This is a genomic window from uncultured Alistipes sp. (genome assembly GCF_910580175.1).
Taxonomy (GTDB): domain Bacteria; phylum Bacteroidota; class Bacteroidia; order Bacteroidales; family Rikenellaceae; genus Alistipes.
The window spans coordinates 14,246-34,666 of record NZ_CAJTXD010000002.1 but is presented as its reverse complement, the minus strand read 5'-3'; the positions used below and the strand labels follow the sequence as shown (position 1 = coordinate 34,666).

Here is a 20,421-nt window from a genome sequence, read left to right as displayed (position 1 = left end):
ATGCAGGAGAACGAGAACGATATTCTGAAACGCGTCCGCAAGATCGAGATCAAGACCCGCGGTCTATCCAACGAGATCTTCGCGGGCAAGTATCATACGGCGTTCCGCGGCCGGGGCATGTCGTTTTCCGAAGTGAGGGAATACCGCGCCGGCGACGACGTGCGCGACATCGACTGGAACGTGACGGCCCGCTCGCGCAAGCCCCACATCAAGGTCTACGAAGAGGAGCGCGAGCTGACGATGATGCTTCTGGTAGACGTCTCCGCTTCGCGGCTCTTCGGCACGACCGACCGGCTCAAGAAGAACATCATTACCGAAATCGCAGCCGTGCTGGCATTCTCGGCGGCGCAGAACAACGACAAGGTGGGCTGCATCTTCTTCTCGGATCGGGTGGAGAAGTTCATCCCGCCCAAGAAAGGGCGCAGCCACATCCTGGCGATCATCCGCGAGCTGGTGGGCTTTCGACCCGAATCGCAGGGCACGAAACTCTCCGAACCGCTGCGGCTGCTGACCAACGTCAACAAAAAACGCTGCACGACTTTCATCCTCTCCGACTTCCTCGACCCGGCGCACGACCGCACGGCGCTGGAAGATGCCCTGAAAATCGCCGGCAGCAAGCACGATCTGGTAGGCATCCGGGTCTCCGATCCGCGCGAACAAGCACTCCCCGACGTGGGAATCGTCGAACTGCAAGACGCTGAAACCGGCGCCAAAATCTGGCTCGACACCTCCTCGCAGGCCGTGCGCGACCACTACGCACGCCTCTGGCAAGAACGTTCCGAAGCCATCGAGGAACTGCTGCGCCGCCACCGCATCGACACGGCGACGGTCTCGACCGCCGGCGACTATGTGGCCGAACTCATAAAACTCTTCAGACAACGATGAAACGACTCTTGATCCTCGGCCTGCTGCTGGGCGCCGCTGCAACCCGGGCACAGGAACGCCCCGTCGTCACGGCGCGCATCGAGCCGGACAGCATCCTGATCGGCGACCGCTTCGACTACATCATCGAGGTCGAAAAAGACCTGGTGCAGGTCGTGGAGTTCCCGGTTTTCGATCCCGACAAGGGCAACCGCAACCTCGAACTCATCGAAAGCGCCCCGGTGGACACGCTGCTGCGCGAGGGCCGGCGGCTGAAGCTGCGCAAGCGCTACCGCCTGGCTGCATTCCAGGAGGGACGCTACGAGTTGGGCCGCGCCCAGGTGCTCTATGCCGACAAGAACATCGTCGACACGCTGCAATCGGAAGCAACCCTGCGGCTGGAGGTGGCGACATTCGAAATCGACTCCGCGTCGCACTCGATCTACGACCTCAAGCCCCAGCGTACGCTGCCGCTGCGCATGGGCGAAATCAGCGGCTACATAGGCTGGAGCCTGCTGGCTGCGGCACTATTGGCCGCGGCGGTCTGGGCGGCGCTCCGCTATCTGAAGAAGCGCGGCGCCACACTGGGCGGTCTCTTCCGCCCGACTCCGCCGCTGCCTCCCCATGTGGAGGCCATCCGAGCCTTGGAGACGCTCCACCACCAGAAACTTTGGCAGAACAACCGCCACAAACAATACTATTCGGCCCTCACGGATATTCTGCGCACCTACATCTCCCGCCGCTGGGAAGTGGGTGCCATGGAGATGACGACCGACGAAATCATCGACGCCCTGCGGCCGCTGGAACTCCCCGACAAGGCCCGCATGGACTTGACGGCAATCCTGCGCGACGGCGACCTGGTAAAGTTCGCCAAGGCGACACCCGAAGCCGAGACCAACGAAAACGCCTATCTGAAGGCCTACTATTTCGTCGAGGAGACCAAACCCGCCACCGAACAGGCGGAAGAAAGCGATGTCGAACCAGCCAATACGCAAAACTAAGAATCTGACGATGTATCGGTTCATCTATCTGTTTTTCATGCTGGCGACCCTCGGGGCGCATGCCCAGCGCATGCCTGAACGCAGCGAGGTGCGCAAAGGCAACCGGCACTACAACAAAGGCGACTACAAAACGGCGATCGAGCGCTACACGCGGGCGCTGGGTCATGCCCCGGAGTCGTTCGAGGCGACCTACGACCTGGGCAACGCGCTCTACAAGGCCGAAATGTTCGACAAGGCCGAGCAGACGATAAGCCGCGCGGCGGCCGACACGCTGCGTACCGATGCCGAACGGGCCGAAACGTTCTACAACCTGGGCAACGCGCAATTCAAGCAACAGAAATACAAGGAGGCTCTGGAAAGCTACCGCCGCTCATTGCTGCTCAATCCGGCGGACATGGAGGCCAAATACAACTACGCCTACACGAAAAAACTGCTGGAGCAGAACCAAGATCAACAAGGCGGAGGAGGCAACGACCAACAACAGAACCAAGACGAACAGAATCAGAACCAAGACTCCGAAGAGAGCCAACAGAACCAGAACGACAGCGAACAAAATCAAAATAACAACGAAGAGTCCCAATCTCCGGAAGGAGGGCAAGACCCCGCACAGCCGGACGACGGGCAGGAGGACGACGGACAGCCGCAGCCCCTCCCTGCGGGCATCTCCGAGCAGGAACAGCAACAGATGCTCGACGCCATCCAAGCCCAGGAAGACAAAACCCAGGACAAGCTCAAAGAAAAACAAGGCGTCATCGTACGAGGAAAAAAGAACTGGTAACATCGAAACCCTATGACTTTTCATTCTCCATATTACCTTTGGTTGCTGCTGTTGCTGCTGCCCATGACGGGCTACTACGTCTGGCGGACGCTTCAGGGCAGCGCGGCGATCCGCATTCCGACCACCGACGGCATGGCCCAGGCGCCGAAGACGATCCGCTACTACCTGCGCCACCTGCCTTTCGCCCTGCGCGCCGCGGCTTTCGCGCTGTCGATCGTCGCAGTGGCCCGGCCGCAGGACGCCGAGCGGTTCTCGCACACCTCGACCGAAGGTATCGACATCATGCTGGCCATCGACGTCTCCGGCTCGATGCTCGCCCGCGACTTCAAGCCCGACCGCATCACGGCCGCCAAGGAGGTGGCCGCATCCTTCATCGCCGACCGCTACGGCGACCGCATCGGACTGGCGGTCTTCGCCGGCGAAGCCTTCACGCAAAGTCCCCTGACCACCGACCAGGCAACCCTCCAGACCCTCCTGGCTCGTATCCGCAGCGGCGTGATCGAAGACGGCACGGCCATCGGCAACGGCCTGGCTACGGCGATCAACCGCCTGCGCGAAAGCGAAGCCAAGTCGAAGGTGGTCATTCTGCTGACCGACGGCGTGAACAACCGCGGCGAAATCGCCCCGCTCACAGCAGCCGAAATCGCCAAGGCGCAGGGCATCCGCGTCTACACCATCGGCGTGGGCACCCAGGGCATGGCCCCCTACCCTGCCGTAGACATCTACGGCACCCCCACCGGCGGCACGGTGATGGCCAAGGTCGAGATCGACGAAAAAACCCTCCGCGCGATCGCCGAACAGACGGGCGGGCAATACTTCCGCGCCACGGACAAAGCCAAACTCCAAGCGATCTACGACCAAATCAACCGGCTGGAGAAAAGCAAGGTCGAAGTGACCGAGCATATCGCCTACCACGAACTTTTCCTCAACTGGGTATTGGCGGCCATCGCCTTGCTGGCGGCCGAATTCCTGCTCGCCACGCTCGCTCTGAAACGCATCCCGTAAAAATCCGCTCGCCATGTTCCGATTCGCCAATCCCCAATACCTCTGGTTGCTGGCCGCCGTGCCGGCATTCGTCCTGCTTTTCTGGGCGGCGGCCCGCAGCCGCCGGCTCCGCCTGGCCCGTTTCGGCTGCGAAGCGACGATCCGCGAACTGATGCCCGAGGTGTCGGCTGGACGCAAAGTGCTGAAATTCACTATTTTTTGCTCTGCATTCTCCCTGCTTGCCCTGGCTGCCGCCCGCCCGCAGTTCGGCTCGAAACTCCGCGAAGAGAAGTCGCAGGGCGTCGAAATGATGCTGGTCGTCGACGTCTCCAACTCGATGCTGGCCGAAGACTTCGAACCCAGCCGGCTCGAACGCACCAAATATGCGATCAACAAACTTTTCGACGGGTTGAAGCAAGACCGCGTGGGGCTGGTCGTTTTTGCCGGCGAACCCAAGGTACAGCTGCCCATTACCTCGGACCACCGCATGGCCAAGGCATTCGCCCGCCGCATCGATCCGTCGCTCGTGCCGGTGCAGGGCACGGCCGTGGGCAAGGCGCTGGAGCAGGCGCTGCTGGCGTTCTCCGATCAGAGCGAGGAACCTCGCAGCCGGGCGATCATCCTCATTACCGACGGCGAGAACCACGAAGACGACGCGCTGGCCGTGGCCCGGCGTGCGGCCGACATGGGCATCCGCATCTATACCATCGGCATCGGCACGCCCGAAGGCGCTCCGATCCGCATCGGCGGCGAATTCGTACAGGACGAGAAAGGCGACATGGTGGTCTCGAAACTCAACGAGAAGATGTTGTCCGAAATCGCCGACCTTACCGGCGGAGCCTACGTGCGTTCGTCGAAACAGTCGATCGGGCTGGACGAAATCGTGAAAAGCATCAACGATATGGAGCAAACCGAGCAGTCGACCGTCCGTTTCGAAGAATATAACGAGCAATACCAATATCTTCTTGTAGCCGCACTGGTGCTGCTGCTCGTCGAATTTCTCCTGCTCGACCGCCGCAATCCGCTGCTGGCGCGATTCAACATCTTCGACGAAAAAGCGGACGCATGACGACCGGCCCGGCCGCACGCACGGCCATCCTCGGCCCGTTCCGATCCTTTCCGGTTTTGCCGACCCGGCGCGGCCGCTCCGCAGGCGGATTCCGCGACGAAAAGTTCGTTTTTCATTTTTAATTCTTAATTTTGCACCGCAGGCCCGCTCCGTCGCTGCCGGCGCAAGCCGGGAGAGGAAAGTCCGGGCAACGAAGAGTGCCGCGCAAGCTAACGACTTGATGTCCGTGAGGGCATGGTAGCGTAACAGAGAACGACCGCCTGCCGGGTTACCGGCCGGTAAGGGTGAAAAGGTGGGGTAAGAGCCTACCGCGGGGGCAGCGATGCCGCCCGGCCGTACGTCCCGCGGGTTGCAAGACCATGTATACCGACAGTGAAGGGTTGCTCGTCCGATGTCGGGGGGTAGGTTGCTGGAGGCGGCAGGCGACTGCCGTCGTAGATAAATGACGGAGACCCGGGATCGCTCCCGGGCACAGAACCCGGCTTACAGGGCCTGCGAACACAGGCGAAGCCGCTGCTTTTCAAGCAGCGGCTTCCTTTTTCGAATGCCGAACGAACGGAAACAGCAATCCTGTTTTTTACCTGCGGCGGCGCAGCAGCACGAACAGCAGCACCCCCGCCGCCGCGCCGACTGCCAGCCACACGCCCCAGCGGAAAGGCCGCACGACACGGGTCGTCGCAGCCTCGGCCCGCACCGCCGCTGAAGCCGCGCTGTCCGCCGCATATACAGTCTGCCCGACATGCCCCGCCGAAACGGTCGAATCGCACTTCCGGCGGCTGAAAATCTCCCGACGTTCGACCCGCGTTACCGCCCGCAACATGCTGTCGCTCCGCGCCTCGACGACCAACGTATCGCCCCGCCGCTGGGCCGAAACCGAAAGCCGCCCCTCGCGCACAGCGAATCCGGCACCAGGAGGCAAGGCATGAACGCCTGCCAGCGGCACGACGAGCACCGCCCGCGCCGCTGCAACGGTATCGCAGGTTTCGATCCGACTTTCGCACACCGACATTGTCTCCCGACTCCGGCACAGCGAGCGAAGCGTATCGCAACGCTGCATCTCCTGCATCCGCTCTACGGCAACGGCGCTGTGCCGCGCTTGAAAATCGTGCTGCGACCGGCTTCGCGAAGCCGCGCACGCCACAAACAGCGCCGCCGACAATCCGGCCGCGCCCATGCGCATCAAAAACCAAGGATTCATCATCATACGTATTTTTTGTTTAGGATGGATGTGCGGAAATTGCGGCGCAGGCTCTCGACCTCGCGCGTCAGCCGGTCGACCTTGGCCAGCAGCTCCTGCTGCGCGACTTGCCATTGGGCTTTCTCCTGCCGCAAAGCCACGTTCTCCTGCAACACTTGGTTGTATTTCTCGCTCAACAAATCGATCGAGCGCTGCATCTCGCACAGAAAATCGTTGTCCCGCTTGCGGCGCCCGACCGCCCACGACGCCACAGCGCCCAAAAATCCGCCCGGCAAAGCGAACGCGAACAGATCGCCCAACCATGAAAAATCGGTCATCATAAAATGTATTAAAGAAAGTTGTCATCGCAGCGTCGCAGAACGCAACGCCCGCAGCGGGGCGGCTCGTGCCCGCACTCCGCAACACCAGCCCTACCGCCAGTCGAAACCAGGATAAAGACGCCGCAGCTCACGACGCGACACCCGGTCGCGGATCAGCGCGGCCAGATAGTCGTTCTGGTCGGCCAGTGCATTGGCGATCGTGCGCTCCTCGACAAAAAATTCGTTGTCGCACAAGAGCCTGCGCACGTCGTCTTCGCGCCGCCGGTACAGCTCGGCCCAATAATAATAGCGAGCCGCCACCGCCCGATTCCGTTTTTGCACCCGCACACGACGCGGCGAAAAGACCTTGCGGCCTTCGGAGGGAAAATCTGCCATAGAGAAAAAGAAAGAGGCATCGACAATACCGCGAAACACCCGTTTCGCACAGCGAAAAAATCGATCGATCCGATCGGCAAGAGCCACGGAAGAACTCCGGGCCGCGGCGCTAAAAAATGCGCCCACAAAAAAAGAAGCGACCGACGTCGCTCAACCAAAAACGACCGGCATCGTCCGCCGCACAAATATACGATCTGAAAAAGGCGATGTCAAGAAAAACCCCGAAAATTTTTTCGGGGTCACGAACAAGGCGCCGTACAAGAGCCTGCGGCGCTATTTTTCCACGACGGGTTTCGCAGCCGTTTCGCCGGCAGGTTTCTTCTTGCGCACCGACCAGCCGAAATGGCCCAGCGCCTGCCCCAGAGCGAAATACTGACCGTGGGAATAGACGATCGGGCAGGCGCGCTCCAGACAAAAACGCCCCGACTGCGGATCGATATAGGCGTTGTCGGCCTGTACGCCCACGACTTCGGCGATGAACATGTCGTGCGATCCGAGCGGCACCACCTGCTGCACGCGGCACTCGATGTTGACGGGCGACTCCTCGATGATGGGCGCCGCCACATGCAGCGCCGGTGCAGGCGTCAGACCCATTTCGCGGAACTTGTCGCAGTCGCGGCCCGAACGCACGCCGCACCAGTCCGCAGCGCGGGCCAGCCGCTCGGTCGTGAGATTGATGACGAATTCGCCCGTGCGTCGGATGATCCCGTAGGAGTGGCGCTCGGGCCGCACCGAGATGTAGCACATCGGCGGATCGGAACAGATCGTGCCCGTCCAAGAGACGGTCAGCATGTTGTATTCTTCGGGCGCGGCGCCGCAACTTACCAATACAGCTGGCAGCGGATAAAGCACCGTACCGGGTTTCCAAGATTCTTTCAAAACAGCCATGATCCAAACATTATGGACAAAGGTAGTGAAAATTCGCTATATTTGCCCCATGCTTGCCGATTTCATCCGCTACATCGAGGCCGAACGCCGTTTTTCGCCTCTTACCGTGCGCAACTACCGCCATGACGTGGAGGAGTTTCTGGCATGGCTCGGCACCGACGAAGCCCGCTTCGATCCGCGGGAAGTTACCACGGCGCAGATCCGCGAATGGATCATCTTCCGCACCGAAGAGGGCAAGATAGGCGCCGCATCGATGAACCGCGAGCTGTCGTCGGTGCGGGCGTTCTTCCGCTGGCTCCACCGCACGGGCGCCATCGACAAAGACATCCTGCGTCCGTTGACCTCGCTCAAGACTTCGCGCCGTCTCCCGGCTTTCGTACCCGAAAGCCGCATGTCGACCATCGTGAACGAGTGCAGTTTCGACAGCGAACACTTCATCACGGAGCGCAACTCGCTGATCGTACTGCTGTTCTATTCGTGCGGGCTGCGGCTGGCCGAACTCGTGGGCATCGACCGCGGCGACCTGTCGGCCGAGTGTACCTCGCTGCGCGTACACGGCAAAGGCGATAAGGAGCGCCTGGTGCCCATCCTCGACGAAGTGCGAGAAAAGATTCTGCACTACCTTTCGATGATCGAGCGGCAAAAAATTTGCAATTGCGAGGAAAAAGCGCTATTTTTAACACATCGAGGCAAACGCATCGCCCGCAGCACGGTCTACCGCATCGTGCAGGCGGAGTTGGCGCGGGCCGGCGTCCAGGGCAAGAAAAGTCCCCATGTGTTGCGGCACACTTTCGCGACGCACCTGATGAACGGCGGCGCCGATATGCGCGAAATACAGGAACTTCTGGGCCACGCTTCGCTGCAAGCCACCCAGGTCTACACGCACAACAGCATTGCCCGACTCAAGGAAATCTATGCCAAAGCCCATCCCCGGGAGAAGCAGGGGAAGAAGTAAAACATTAAATATCAAGGCTATGAACGTGCAGATTCAATCCGTAAAATTCGACGCCGACAAGCGGCTGGTCGAATTCGTGAACGCCAAGATGGCGAAGTTGGACCGTTTTGCGGAACGCTCGACCGGCGCCGAGGTGATTCTCAAACTCGATAAAGACCACGAAAAAGGGAACAAGAACGCTACCATCACACTGCACATGCCGGGCGAAGAGTTGGTAGCCGCCCACCAAGCCAAAACATTCGAGGAGGCGGTCGACGAAGCGATCGACGCGCTGAAACACCAACTCGACAAGTTCAAGGCGAAAGCCGAGAAGTAACCGGACAAAACGGCCGCCTTTCGAAGGGCGGCCGTTTCGTTACGATTTCCCGGTTGCCGCAGCGCGTCATGTCCGCCGCCGCAAACCGGTCTTTGCGAATCCGCCTTAATATACCCACTCGAAATCGTCGACCCCCATCGTATTGGTAGAACAGCCGGTCAGATAGTCGCCGCGCATGCTCGTAGCACAAGAAATCACAAGCGAGTAATTATTCGCCGCGGGTTTCGCTTCGGCGTCGGCATACCATTGCAGCGGGATCACGCACTCGACCCATTCGCTGCTGCTCTCGACGATGATCTTTTCGCCATAGGCCAGGATCGGGCCTTCGTCGACGCTTGCCGTCGCTGCCGGGTTCCACATACCCGTGGGAGCCTGCATGCCCGAAGTCACTTCATGCTGCTTCGTCCAGTCGACGATCGCCGCATAAATCTGCGAGCGGTCCTGCTTTCCTTTCCAGGTCTCTCCCTCGGGGTCGTTGCTGCCCGCCTTGTCGATCGCCCCCACCTGTGCTTTATAGCGCACTTTCAGCGCCCGGGGCCGTGCTGTCCAGCCGTAAGGCTTGCCGAACGCCACCGTACCGCCCATGCCGGCAAAGATGAAATCGCCCGTAAAGAGATTGCCCGGCGCAAAAACGAACCCCAGCGCCATGCGCCCCTGAAGCAGCGCCGTACCTTTTTCATCGGGGTTTTCATAACACAACGGATCGGAGTTCCCCGCTTCGGGGTTCTCCAGGAAAGGATTGTTGCCGCAATCCCAGAATTGCATTCCCGCCGGGTTGGGGTAGGTCAGGCTCCACGACGAATCGGAGTCTTGATACTCCTTGCCCGACCATCCGGACATGTCGCCGTTGGGGATCGCATCGCCCGGCGCAGTCGCGAACTCGCCCGAAGCCAGCACGGCCATACCCGCCACAGCCCGGAACTCGTAGGTCGAAGCAGCGAAGACACCCGTACCGTTTTTTACCGTACGTATGTTCAGCCCGGCTTCGTTCGTCCCGACCTCCCACTCGGGGGCGATCCGGAAAACGCCATCGCCGGCCGCTTCGGCCGTATTCCAGTTCGCCGCGCCCTTGACCCGATACTGCACCGCGGCGTCCTGCGGCAGGTTGGCGGCCGTCAGCGTCGCTGTGTTGGCCCACAAGTCGGCATCTTCGGCATAGACCAACGACACGGCAACCGGCTCGTATTCATAATGCAGCTTCAACGTAGCGGAGACGCTCTGACGCGCTTCATCGGTCACGGTCAGCACAAAATTGTGATCCGACGACTGCTCGGCCGCCTCGCACAGCATCCGCAGCAGGGGCATGACGCCCGAAAGGTCGAAATCCAACGCCGTCTGTCCTTTGACGGCATCTCCATAGGGAAATCCGAGCGCCTCGAAACCCGCGATCTGCGACGGCGCAGGCTCCGCCAGATTCATTTTCGCAGCCAGCCCGGCCGCACCCAAAGTCTCGTCATCGAGCAGCGGCGAGACGATCGCGATGTCGAACGCGGCGATCCTGCCCGGCGCCTCGACCCGGACGACAAGCCGCCCGACATCGGCAAGTTGCTGCACTTGAGCGATATCGCCGCTCGCCAGCGTTACCGCAGGGGCCGCGGAGGGGGGTGCGAGACGGTCATCGTCCGTATCGTTGCACCCGACAAAGGCTCCGAGAGCCAAGGCCGCCAGGGCGACCCATCCAATTGTTTTCTTCATAATCAATGCTTTAAATCCATCATTCTGTTTGTCGACGGAGCGAATGTAGCAACCCGTCGGGCCATCGGCAAATAAATTCAACGAACCGCCCGAATCCTTCAATCGAAAGGGCCGATCGCCCGACGAACGCTCCGGCACGAAAAAAACGAAATACTCGAACAACACCCACATTTTGAATCATTTATATGTCGGCCTATTTTCTTACCCCCACTTTTATTTCCCTGCACTATTCCGAATTTCGGCGAAATCTTCGTATATTTGATTCGTGGCAGCATGTCTTATCGCACCGGCAGCCCCAAGAAACAACCCCGCCTGGGAAACGCCGGTGCTTCGAAGCCATGCTCCGTGTGATTATTCAAACATATCCATCATGAACAGAACGACGCTTTGCACCATGTTGCTTGCCGCCGCCATCTTGACCTGCGGCTGCCGTTCGTCGAAGGTAAGCGTCTCGGGCCGTTTCGTCGGCAGCGAGGCGACGACCGTCTACCTGGAGCAGGTCACGCCGCTGACGACCTCGGTCATCGACTCGGCGCTGCTCGACAAGGAGGGCGGCTACGAATTCCTGCTCAAGGACGCAACCCCCACTCCCACGCTCTACAACCTGCTCTACAACGGTACACGCATCCCGCTGCTGCTCGCCGGAGGCGACCGGCTGACGGTAAATGCCGTAGGCAGCGTCGTGCGCAACTATACGGTCGACGGCTCCGAAGAATCGGAGTTGCTGCGGCAGTTCTACCAAGCCTATGTAGGCGGCGCCCAGCAGCTCGACGCCATCGCTGCCCGCTTTGCGCGGCCCGGCCTTTCGAACGCCGAGCGCGAGGCGCTGAACCAAGAATATACAGCTGAATACTTCCGCATCCGGCGCGAGCAGCTGCGGTTTATCGTCGAGAACAAATCGTCGTTGGCCGCCGTCTATGCCCTCTACCAGCGTCTGCCGGGCGACACCTATCTGTCCAACGGCGACAGCGACGTGGTTTACTACCGCACCGTAGCCGAGGAGATCGAGAAACGCTACCCTTCGTCGCCCTACCTGCAACCGCTGCTGGGCGAAATCGCCCGCATGGACGCCCGCATCAACTTGGCATCGCAGGTCGTCGAGACAAGCTATCCCGATTTGGAGATGACCGACATTTACGGCAAGAAGATCCGCCTCTCGTCGCTCACAGGCAAGGTCGTACTGCTCGACTTCTGGTCTGTCGAACTGGGCAACAGCAACACGCTGAACGCCGAACTGAAAGCGATCTACCATAAATATGCCGATGCCCCCACTCCGCTGGAGGTCTACCAAGTGGCGATCGACTCCTCGAAGCCGCTGTGGATCACAGCCGTGCAGGAGCAGCAGCTGCCCTGGATCTCGGTCAGCGACCTGCGCGGCCGGGCCTCGACGGCCATCGGACTGTACAACATCCGCAAGCTCCCGGCCAACTTCCTGATCGACAAAAACGGCACGATCGTCGCCAAAGACATCTACGGCAAGAGTCTGGAGAAGAAGCTGGACGAGCTGACAAAAAGATAGCACCGGCAAACCTCATCCCGATGATCTACTTCGCATCCGACGTCCATCTGGGAAGCGGCAGCCCGACGGCCGCCCGCGCCATCGAACGCAAATTCGTGGCGTGGCTCGACATGGTCGCTCGCGATGCAGAGGCGATCGTTCTGGCGGGCGACATCTTCGACTTCTGGTTCGAATACAACCGCGTCGTGCCTCAGGGCTTCGCCCGCACATTGGGCAAACTCGCCGAACTGACCGACCGGGGCATACGCGTGGTGCTGTTCACGGGCAACCACGACATGTGGGTCGGCGACTACTTCGCCCGCGAATGCGGCATGGAAGTCCACACCTCGCCGCAAGTCCTGACGCTCCACGGCCGGCGCATCTTCATCGCCCACGGCGACAACATGCAGATCGACGGAAAGCCGATGCTGAAACTCCTCAACCGGATCTTCCGGTCGCGGATGCTGCGATGGCTCTTCGCCTGGTTCATACATCCCGACATGGCCTTGCGCTTCGGCCGCTGGTGGAGCGGCAAGTCGCGCAAGTCGCACCGCAGCTCGGGAACGCCCGAAGCCCGAATGAATGCCCCCTTGATCGAGTATGCCCGCAATTACGCCGCAGCCCATGCCGGCCGGCCGGTCGACCATTTCATTTTCGGACACATGCACGCCGCCTACGATTTCCGCGACGGCGCGCTGCACACCGTCCACCTGGGCTGCTGGAAAGAGATCCCGACCTATGCCGTCCTGCACGACAACGGGGAGTTGACCCTCGAACGGTTCGAACCGGCAACCGATAACCGCAACGCCGAAGACCGATAAAAAACGCCGAAGACCTATAAAACATGAAACCCTATCTCGATCTTCTGCGCCGCATCAAGGCCGAAGGCGTCGTCCGCGGCGACCGCACGGGCACGGGCACAAAAAGCATCTTCGGCCATCAGATGCGGTTCGACCTGCGCGAGGGATTCCCGCTGCTGACGACCAAAAAAGTGTTTCTCAAAGGAGTGATCCACGAACTGCTGTGGTTCTTGCGCGGCGACACGAACATCGCTTATCTGGTCGGAAACGGCGTGCACATCTGGGACAACGACGCCTACCGCTACTACGGCGAACTGTGCACGGCCCGGGGCATCCGGCCGCTGGAGCGCGACGCCTTCCTGGCGGCCGCCGGCACCGAATCGCCGATCGCAGGCTATCGCTATGGCGATCTCAACCACGTCTACGGCTACCAATGGCGTTCGTGGCCGCGCCCCGACGGCAGCACGATCGACCAGATCGCACAGGCTGCCGAGTTGATCCGAAAAAATCCCGAATCGCGCCGCATCCTCGTCTCGGCATGGAATGTCGCCGAAATCGAGGAGATGGCCCTGCCGCCGTGCCACGTACTCTTCCAGTTCTATGTGGCCGAGGGGCGTCTCTCGTGCCAGCTCTACCAACGCAGCGCCGACACCTTTCTGGGCGTGCCGTTCAACATCGCCTCCTATGCCCTGCTCACGCAGATGATGGCGCAGGTCTGCGGACTCGAACCCGGCGAATTCATCCACACCCTGGGCGACACGCACCTCTACCTCGACCACATGGAGCAGGTCGACGAACAGCTCGCCCGCACCCCGCGTCCCTTGCCTGTCATGCGGCTCAATCCCGCCGTGCAGTCGATCTTCGACTTCCGCTACGAGGACTTCACGCTTGAAAATTACGACCCCTGGCCTGCCATCAAGGCCCCGATGTCGTTCTGAACCCGGCGTCATCATTGCAAAAACGCCAACGTCATTGCGAGCAACGACGCGGCAAGGACAAGAAACAAATAAACCGTATGATTTCAATCATAGTCGCCGTAGCCGAAAACGGCGTGATCGGCAACAACAATGCCCTGCTGTGGCATATCCGCGAAGACCTGCTACATTTCAAGGCGCTGACGACAGGCCACCCCATAGTCATGGGCCGCAAGACCTACGAATCGCTCGGCCGCCCGCTGCCCAATCGTATCAACGTGGTCATCACGCGGCAGGAGCTTGCGATTCCCGGCTGTACGGTGGTGCATTCGCTCGATGAAGCGTTGGCGCTTTTTTCTCCCGGCGAAGAGGTTTTCATTATCGGCGGCGCACAAATCTACGCCGAGGCGCTCCCGCTGGCCGACCGCTTCTACCTCACGCGCGTGGAACACCCCTACGAGGGCGACACGCGGTTTCCTGGGTGGCCGCTCTTCGACAAACCGGACGCCGCACCGACTTCCTCCGCGTCTCGCCCGAGCGGGAAAAACGGCGGGTACTTCCATCCGGCACATTGGCGTCTCGTTACCATCGAAAGTTTTCCCTGCGGCGCCGACTACCCCTACCCCTTCACGTTCGAAACCTACGAACGGAAATAGGCAACCCCCAGTCTCTACAATCGGAAACCGGGCAGCCGCCCTATTGCTCGTAGGAAAAATCCAGGCGAGTCCACCCGCCGCGTTCGTCGCACACCTCCACGGCCGCAATATATTCGCCGGCCATCTCGTATTCATACGTACGATACTCGGGGGCGTCGGTGCTTTCCATCCACCGATAGACGATCTTCGCCGGCAGCGTATGCACTCGTCGGCCGCCGATGCCATACAGCAGCACCGAAGAGAAGTTGCCATAAAAGAGAAATTCGTCCAGCCCGAAAAGGTCGATGTTCAGGTTATTGAGCTGTTCGGGATCGTTTTCGCACTCGGCCAGCAGAACTTGCCCTTCGACATCGCGTCTCATCCCGACAAAAGCCCCGTCGACCATCGCGTACGACTCGGCATATTCGACGTTTTCATTCTCAAAGGTACTGCCGGCCAGGTATCCGTGCCGGTCGTAGGTGTAAGTTCCGGCACTTTCGCCAGAAAACTCCATCGTCTCATCCCATGCTTCAACAACCGTGACCGCCCGGCCGTCGGTCAGCCCGCAAACCACCCTGTGACCGGCACCGGCCGCCGTTACCCGATCGGGCGTATAAACGATCGCGACGTCGCGCACCCTCGCATCCGATGCACCGCCGTCCGCCGGACTCCCTGCCTTCTTCCGCATCGACACCACGCGCCCCTGCTCATCGTAGGCAAATTGGAGCTGGCAACTCGTACCATCGGATCGCGCGATGCGGACATGCGCAACCCGACGAGGCAGAATCCGGAACGCGGAATCGGCCCGGGCAGTTTCCGCAATTACTGCCCCCTCCAGCTTCGCAGCCGATAGATGCACACTGCCGAGCATCGCCACAAGAAAGAGAAATACGAACATGCACTGCATCGCCATGCCGGACATCCAGCTAAAAACACCCTGTTTCATCTTGCAAAAGTTCATGACCTTCAAGTCGTACAATATAGAGCACAAAATTAACCGTTTGCGCTCGAAATCTCCGGCATTCCATACCGGGCCGTCGATTTTTAGGTATTTATACCACCCCGCAATCCGCCGGGAACGAGTACCTTTGCACCTGCAAAGGTTTTCGTAGATATGGCAAAATATTTCGACATGCTCATGGAGGACGTGCGGTTCCGCGAGGGACTCAACTCCTGCATGAACTGCGGCGTATGCACGGGCGTATGCCCTGCGGCAGAGTTCTACAACTACGATCCGCGGCAGATCGTCTCGATCGTGCAGACACGCGACGAGGAGGCCATCGAACGGCTCCTCAAGAGCGACACCATCTGGTACTGCGGCGAGTGCATGTCGTGCCGGCCCCGCTGTCCGCGCGGCAACACGCCGGGCTATGTGATCCAGGCGCTGCGCACGCTCTCGCAGAAGCTGGGTTTCTTCGCCGAGAGCGAAAAAGGACGCCAGCAGCTGGCTCTCAAACGCATCATCGGCGACAACATCCTGCGCACGGGCTATTGCATCGTGCCGCGCCTGGTCAAACCCGAACTGCATCCCGAACAGGGCACCGTGTGGAAGTGGATTTTCGACCACGACAAGGATATTTTTCCGCAGTTCACGCCCGTCTACATGCGTCACGGCGCCGGCGCCTTGCGCCGCCTGGACGAAGAGTCGCTCGCCGAGATCGACCGCATCTTCGAGGTAAGCGGAGGCAAGACGATGTTCGAGGCTATCGAGCAGCACTCCGACCGCAAAGCCCGCGAACTGGGCTACGCCGACGGCGCAACCCAAGAATACATGATGGACGTATTTCTGAACAACAGCAACGAACACTATTGACCATGATCCGCCGCAACAGCTGGAAAGAATACCAGAAACAGATCGCCGACGACCGCTACTACTACGCCCGCAGCTGCATCCGCCAGAACTTTTTCCCGGGCAGCGAGAAGGCGTTCATCGACATTCTGCAAAACGACCTGGGCCGCGACCTGCTGGACGACCCCAAACACTCGTCCTGCACGGGCATCGGCTACCACTCCGACATCGTGCCGCTCGAAACGATCATGACCGTCGTAGCGCGGCAATTCGCCTTGATGACCGAAGCGGGCTATGAGCACTTCGTAGCTTCGTGCATCACTTCGTTCGGCGTTTACACCGAGATTCTGGCCACCTGGGAGGAGTTCCCCGAAATGGAGGAGAAGACACGCGAGAACTTGTTCAAGGCCACCGGCCGCGAGTTCCGCAAGCCGACCAGCTTGGCCCATACGTCGGACATCATGTTCCACTTCCGCGAGGAGATCGCCCGCAAGGCCAAACACAAGTTGGTAAACAGCCTCACGGGCGAGCCGCTGCACGTAGTCGAGCACATCGGGTGCCACTACGCCAAGATTTTCCCCAAGTCCGGCATCGGCGGTTCGGAATTTCCTTACGTGCTGGCCGGCATGATCGAGTCGTGGGGCGGCCAATGCGTCGACTACCCCGAGCGGCGCCACTGCTGCGGCTTCGGATTCCGCAACTACTTAGTGCAGGCCAACCGCGGCTACTCGATCGCCAATTCGCACAAGAAACTCGAAAGCATGGTCCCCTACAAGCCCGATTTCATCGTGGCCAATTGCCCAGGCTGCGCCATGTTCCTCGACAAATGGCAATATGCCATCGCCGAGATGGAGGGCACGACCTACGGCGAGAACGGTCATGGCATCCCGGTGCTTACCTACGAGGAGATGGCCGGGCTGGTGCTGGGCTACGACCCCTGGGCCTTGGGCATGCAGATGCACCAGGTCGACGTCGAACCTCTGCTCGACAAGATGGGCATCGACTACGACCCTGCGGCCAAATACCTGGGCCGCAACGGCAAATACATCGGACAACCCGATTCGGCGGTAGTCAACGGCTGTCCGCCCGAAACCCTCTACGGCATGCGCGAATAGAAGGCCGGGAGGAACTGCAACCGAAATAGAAGAAACTCGCATGAAAAAAACGATCATCATAGGCGGCGGCGCAGCAGGCATGCAGACGGCCCTGCGGCTCTCCGAACTGGGCATCGAACCGCTCATCGTCGAAAAAGAAGCCAACCTGGGCGGCAAGCTGCGGGGATGGCACGCCTTGTTCCCCTCCTTCACGCCCGCCGAAGAAGTGCTTGCCGAATTGCAGCGACGCATCGAGGAGAAAAAAATCGAGGTGCGCACACGCGCCGAAGTCCGCAGCATCGCCCCCCGCAGCGTGACGCTGGCCGACGGCACGACGCTGCCCTGCGACGCCGTGGTGCTCGCCTCGGGCTTCACGCTCTTCGACGCCGCCATCAAGGAAGAATACGGCTACGGACTCTACGACAACGTTTTCACATCGGTCGACATCGAACGCATGCTCAACGAGAAACGGGTCGCACGGGCCGACGGCTCGGCACCGCGGCGCATCGCCCTGCTGCATTGCGTCGGATCGCGCGACGAAAAAGTGTGCCAGCAACATTGTTCGCGCGTGTGCTGCATCACGGGCGTCAAGCAAGCGATGGAGTTGAAGCAGCTCTTTCCCGAGGCCGACATCTTCAACTTCTACATGGACATCCGCATGTTCGGCCCCGGCTACGAGGAGATGTACCGCGAAGCGCAGCAAAAATACAACGTCCACTTCGTCCGCGGACGCATCTCGGAGGCCGCGCCGACGATCGACGGACGCGTGCAGATCAAGGCCGAGGACACCCTCACGGGACGCCCGCTGCGCATGAGCGTCGACATGCTGGTCCTGCTGGTGGGCATGCGCGCCAACGACGACAACGCCACGCTCAACGAAGAGCTGCGGCGCGCTCCGAGCGGATTCATGGCCCCGCGCGACCACTTCCTGCACCACGTCGAAAGCAACGTCGAAGGCATCTTCTACGCCGGCACCGTGACTTCGCCGAAGAACATCGGCGAGACGCTCGACGAAGCCGCAGCGACGGCCGATGCCGTAGCCGAATACTTGAAAAATTAAGCGTATGGCAGCCATCAACTTCGGCTATTCGATTTCCAAACCCCGGGCCATCGACATCGACCGCAACAACCTGCGCAAAAGCGACGAAATCCTGCACGAGATGCCCGAGCTGCAAACCTGCATCGGATGCGGCAGCTGCACGGCCGTCTGCACGGCCGGCAACCTGACGGAGTTCAACTTCCGCAAGGTGCACACCCTCGTGCGGCGCGGCGAATACCAGGGCGCCTACGAAGAGATGAACAAGTGCATGCTGTGCGGCAAATGCCGGCTCGTCTGCCCGCGCGGCATCAACACGCGCGCCGTGGTAATGCTCATCAAACACAAACTGGGAGACCTCTGACGATGACTTTCTACGCACCTTTCTGTCTGCCGTTCATCCTCGGCGCTTTGGCGATGTTCGCCATCGTCATGACCAAGTGGGCGCTGTGGCTCTACCGACTGCCGCGCGCCGACAAGATGGCTGTTCTACGCGGCCTGCCTTCGCGTGCGACCCTCGATGCCGCGGGCGAGACGATCTGCGAATCGCTCCTGCACCGCCGCATCTTCCGGATCGATCCGCTGCTGGGCTACATGCACATGTCGCTGGCTTTCGGATGGTTTTTACTGATCGCCGTGGGCTGGATCGAGACGATCGCTTACCTGGGCTTCCACTATGTGCCGCTCCAAGGTCACGTGTTCTTCAAATATTTTGCAACCGGACTCGCCCACAAGCCGTTTTTCGACTTCGTGATGGACTTGCTGCTGCTCTTCGTCCTCTCGGGCGTCGCGCTGGCCTGGGGCAAGCGCCTGCATTCCAAGGCGATGGGCATGCGCCGCACAACCAAGCATGTCCTGGGCGACCGCATCGCGCTGTCCGCGCTGTGGATCATCTTCCCGGCCCGTCTGGTGGCCGAAAGCGCCACCTGCGCCCTCTATGGCGGCGGGGGGTTCCTTACCGGCACGCTCGGCGGCTGGATGCACGACCATCTTGGCGTGATGGCCTCGATCAACATCGAAGCGGCCGCCTGGTGGATCTACTCGTCGTGCCTGGGGCTGTTCTTCGTGGCGATGCCGTTCTCACGCTACATGCACATTTTCACGGAAGTACCGCTCATCTTCCTGCGCCGCTACCGCCTGCGCTCGGGCGAAAAGAAAAAGTCCTACGACCACTTCCAGGTCGAGGCCTGCTCCCGCTGCGGCATCTGCATCGACCCCTGCCAGTTGCAGAGCACGCTGGGTATCGACAACGTGCAGTCGGTCTACTTCCTGCGCGACCGCCGCTACAAAATGCTGCGGCCCGAGGTGGCCGACAACTGCCTGATGTGCGGCCGCTGCGCCACGAAATGCCCCGTCGGCATCGACCTCAACACCCTGCGACTCAACTCCCGCGACACACTGCGCAATCTGCCCGACAAACGTCGCTACGCCTATCTGAAAGAGGTCGATCGCTCGCAGGGCACCGGCCGGGTCGGCTATTTTGCCGGCTGCATGACCCTGCTCACGCCCCGCATCCTCACGGCTATGGAACAGATATTCACGGCCGCACGTGAAGAAGTCTGGTGGGCCGACCGCGACGGCGGCGTCTGCTGCGGCCGTCCGCTGAAACTCTCGGGCGAGACCGACGCGGCCCGCAAGATGATGCGCTACAATACCGAGCTGTTCCGCAAACACAACATCGCCACGCTCGTTACTTCGTGCCCGATCTGTCTGAAGGTCTTCCGCGAAGACTATGCGCTGGAGGGCATCGAGGTGCTCCACCACTCGGAATACATCCTGCGGCTCATGCAATCCGGACGACTCCGCACCGACCGCGGCGACACGGCCTACACCTACCACGACCCCTGCGAACTGGGACGCGGCAGCGGCATCTACGACCAGCCGCGCGCCGTGATCGAAGCGATCGGCCGCCTGCTGGAGCCGGCCGACACTCGCGAGAACGCCCTCTGCTGCGGCTCGTCGGTCGCCAACACGGCCATTTCTGACCGCCAACAGGTCGCCCTGGCCCGCAGCGTCGCCGCCGAACTCGAAGCCACGGGCGCCGAAACGATCGTCACGGCTTGCCCGCTGTGCAAGAAAGCCATTGCCCGGGGTGCCGCCAAAGAGGTGCACGATCTGGCCGAAATCGTTGCAGGCCACATCCGACGATAATTTCAAAAAACTATAACCGACTGAATATAAAAACAATAGTATTTTATAAAATATTAAATGCGAT

General features: G+C 60.5%; 22 protein-coding genes and 1 other RNA gene. 17 read left to right on the top strand and 6 right to left on the bottom strand.

Annotation, left to right across the window (positions count from 1 at the left end):
* The 6 genes from QZ298_RS02560 to rnpB all read left to right on the top strand — a co-directional run bounded on the left by QZ298_RS02560 (window position 1) and on the right by rnpB (window position 5,195).
* Entirely contained in the window at window positions 1–885 is an 885-nt protein-coding gene (locus QZ298_RS02560; protein WP_296005171.1) for a DUF58 domain-containing protein, read from the top strand.
* Window positions 882–1,862 carry a hypothetical protein gene (locus QZ298_RS02555; RefSeq protein WP_296005170.1) on the top strand — a complete coding sequence of 327 codons (981 nt, stop codon included), beginning with the start codon at window positions 882–884 and terminating at the stop codon, window positions 1,860–1,862. Before QZ298_RS02560 ends, QZ298_RS02555 begins: the two co-directional genes overlap by 4 nt.
* A 10-nt stretch (window positions 1,863–1,872) precedes the next feature.
* A complete protein-coding gene (locus QZ298_RS02550) occupies window positions 1,873–2,640 on the top strand; it encodes a tetratricopeptide repeat protein (protein ID WP_296005169.1) in 768 nt (255 codons plus the stop codon).
* Between the two features lie 12 nt (window positions 2,641–2,652).
* On the top strand, window positions 2,653–3,645 hold the full coding sequence (locus tag QZ298_RS02545) for a VWA domain-containing protein (RefSeq protein WP_296005168.1): 993 nt from the start codon (window positions 2,653–2,655) through the stop codon (window positions 3,643–3,645).
* Window positions 3,646–3,658: 13 nt separating this feature from the next.
* Window positions 3,659–4,693 (top strand): VWA domain-containing protein, encoded by a 1,035-nt coding sequence (locus tag QZ298_RS02540; protein ID WP_296005167.1) that lies wholly within the window; start codon window positions 3,659–3,661, stop codon window positions 4,691–4,693.
* 136 nt (window positions 4,694–4,829) lie between these two features.
* An RNA gene (rnpB, locus tag QZ298_RS02535) (RNase P RNA component class A) lies at window positions 4,830–5,195 on the top strand.
* Window positions 5,196–5,270: 75 nt separating this feature from the next.
* Here the strand turns inward: rnpB and QZ298_RS02530 are convergent.
* The 4 genes from QZ298_RS02530 to QZ298_RS02515 form a co-directional block, all read right to left on the bottom strand.
* Entirely contained in the window at window positions 5,271–5,897 is a 627-nt protein-coding gene (locus tag QZ298_RS02530) for a hypothetical protein (protein WP_296005166.1), read from the bottom strand.
* Window positions 5,894–6,211 (bottom strand): hypothetical protein, encoded by a 318-nt coding sequence (locus QZ298_RS02525; protein WP_296005165.1) that lies wholly within the window; start codon window positions 6,209–6,211, stop codon window positions 5,894–5,896. The genes QZ298_RS02530 and QZ298_RS02525 overlap by 4 nt, the downstream gene beginning before the upstream one ends.
* A gap of 90 nt (window positions 6,212–6,301) precedes the next feature.
* Complete coding sequence (locus QZ298_RS02520; RefSeq protein WP_296005164.1) at window positions 6,302–6,586, bottom strand: hypothetical protein; 285 nt, start codon at window positions 6,584–6,586, stop codon at window positions 6,302–6,304.
* A 273-nt stretch (window positions 6,587–6,859) separates the two neighbouring features.
* Window positions 6,860–7,465: a flavin reductase family protein gene (locus QZ298_RS02515; protein ID WP_296005728.1), complete on the bottom strand. Its 606-nt coding sequence runs from the start codon at window positions 7,463–7,465 to the stop codon at window positions 6,860–6,862.
* A gap of 58 nt (window positions 7,466–7,523) precedes the next feature.
* On the opposite strand from QZ298_RS02515, the gene QZ298_RS02510 reads away from it, so the two are divergent.
* Complete coding sequence (locus QZ298_RS02510; protein WP_296005726.1) at window positions 7,524–8,429, top strand: tyrosine-type recombinase/integrase; 906 nt, start codon at window positions 7,524–7,526, stop codon at window positions 8,427–8,429.
* Window positions 8,430–8,448: 19 nt separating this feature from the next.
* Window positions 8,449–8,745 carry a ribosome-associated translation inhibitor RaiA gene (gene raiA, locus QZ298_RS02505; protein WP_296005163.1) on the top strand — a complete coding sequence of 99 codons (297 nt, stop codon included), beginning with the start codon at window positions 8,449–8,451 and terminating at the stop codon, window positions 8,743–8,745.
* A gap of 105 nt (window positions 8,746–8,850) precedes the next feature.
* Here the strand turns inward: raiA and QZ298_RS02500 are convergent, their stop codons facing one another.
* Complete coding sequence (locus tag QZ298_RS02500) at window positions 8,851–10,440, bottom strand: PCMD domain-containing protein (RefSeq protein ID WP_296005162.1); 1,590 nt, start codon at window positions 10,438–10,440, stop codon at window positions 8,851–8,853.
* A 370-nt stretch (window positions 10,441–10,810) separates the two neighbouring features.
* Here QZ298_RS02500 and QZ298_RS02495 point away from each other — a divergent pair, with 370 nt between their 5' ends.
* From QZ298_RS02495 to QZ298_RS02480, 4 genes are all read left to right on the top strand, one after another.
* Complete coding sequence (locus QZ298_RS02495; protein WP_296005161.1) at window positions 10,811–11,959, top strand: TlpA disulfide reductase family protein; 1,149 nt, start codon at window positions 10,811–10,813, stop codon at window positions 11,957–11,959.
* A 20-nt stretch (window positions 11,960–11,979) separates the two neighbouring features.
* Entirely contained in the window at window positions 11,980–12,759 is a 780-nt protein-coding gene (locus QZ298_RS02490) for a UDP-2,3-diacylglucosamine diphosphatase (RefSeq protein WP_296005160.1), read from the top strand.
* Window positions 12,760–12,782: 23 nt separating this feature from the next.
* Entirely contained in the window at window positions 12,783–13,676 is an 894-nt protein-coding gene (gene thyA / locus QZ298_RS02485; RefSeq protein WP_296005159.1) for a thymidylate synthase, read from the top strand.
* Between the two features lie 77 nt (window positions 13,677–13,753).
* Entirely contained in the window at window positions 13,754–14,308 is a 555-nt protein-coding gene (locus QZ298_RS02480) for a dihydrofolate reductase (RefSeq protein ID WP_296005158.1), read from the top strand.
* 40 nt (window positions 14,309–14,348) lie between these two features.
* On the opposite strand, the gene QZ298_RS02475 is transcribed toward QZ298_RS02480, so the two are convergent.
* On the bottom strand, window positions 14,349–15,233 hold the full coding sequence (locus tag QZ298_RS02475; protein WP_296005157.1) for a hypothetical protein: 885 nt from the start codon (window positions 15,231–15,233) through the stop codon (window positions 14,349–14,351).
* 168 nt (window positions 15,234–15,401) lie between these two features.
* On the opposite strand from QZ298_RS02475, the gene QZ298_RS02470 reads away from it, so the two are divergent.
* Genes QZ298_RS02470 through QZ298_RS02450 form a run of 5 tightly spaced genes read left to right on the top strand, consistent with a single transcriptional unit; the run spans window position 15,402 to window position 20,357 of the window.
* Window positions 15,402–16,100: a 4Fe-4S dicluster domain-containing protein gene (locus QZ298_RS02470; RefSeq protein ID WP_296005156.1), complete on the top strand. Its 699-nt coding sequence runs from the start codon at window positions 15,402–15,404 to the stop codon at window positions 16,098–16,100.
* A 2-nt stretch (window positions 16,101–16,102) separates the two neighbouring features.
* Window positions 16,103–17,191 (top strand): heterodisulfide reductase-related iron-sulfur binding cluster, encoded by a 1,089-nt coding sequence (locus tag QZ298_RS02465; protein ID WP_296005155.1) that lies wholly within the window; start codon window positions 16,103–16,105, stop codon window positions 17,189–17,191.
* A gap of 40 nt (window positions 17,192–17,231) precedes the next feature.
* The gene (locus tag QZ298_RS02460; RefSeq protein WP_296005154.1) at window positions 17,232–18,230 is read left to right on the top strand and encodes an FAD-dependent oxidoreductase; all 999 of its coding nucleotides are present in this window, start codon (window positions 17,232–17,234) and stop codon (window positions 18,228–18,230) included.
* Between the two features lie 4 nt (window positions 18,231–18,234).
* Window positions 18,235–18,570, top strand: a complete 336-nt coding sequence (locus QZ298_RS02455; RefSeq protein WP_296005153.1) for a 4Fe-4S dicluster domain-containing protein — start codon at window positions 18,235–18,237, stop codon at window positions 18,568–18,570.
* Window positions 18,571–18,572: 2 nt separating this feature from the next.
* A complete protein-coding gene (locus QZ298_RS02450; protein WP_296005152.1) occupies window positions 18,573–20,357 on the top strand; it encodes a (Fe-S)-binding protein in 1,785 nt (594 codons plus the stop codon).
* Window positions 20,358–20,421: the final 64 nt, after the last annotated feature.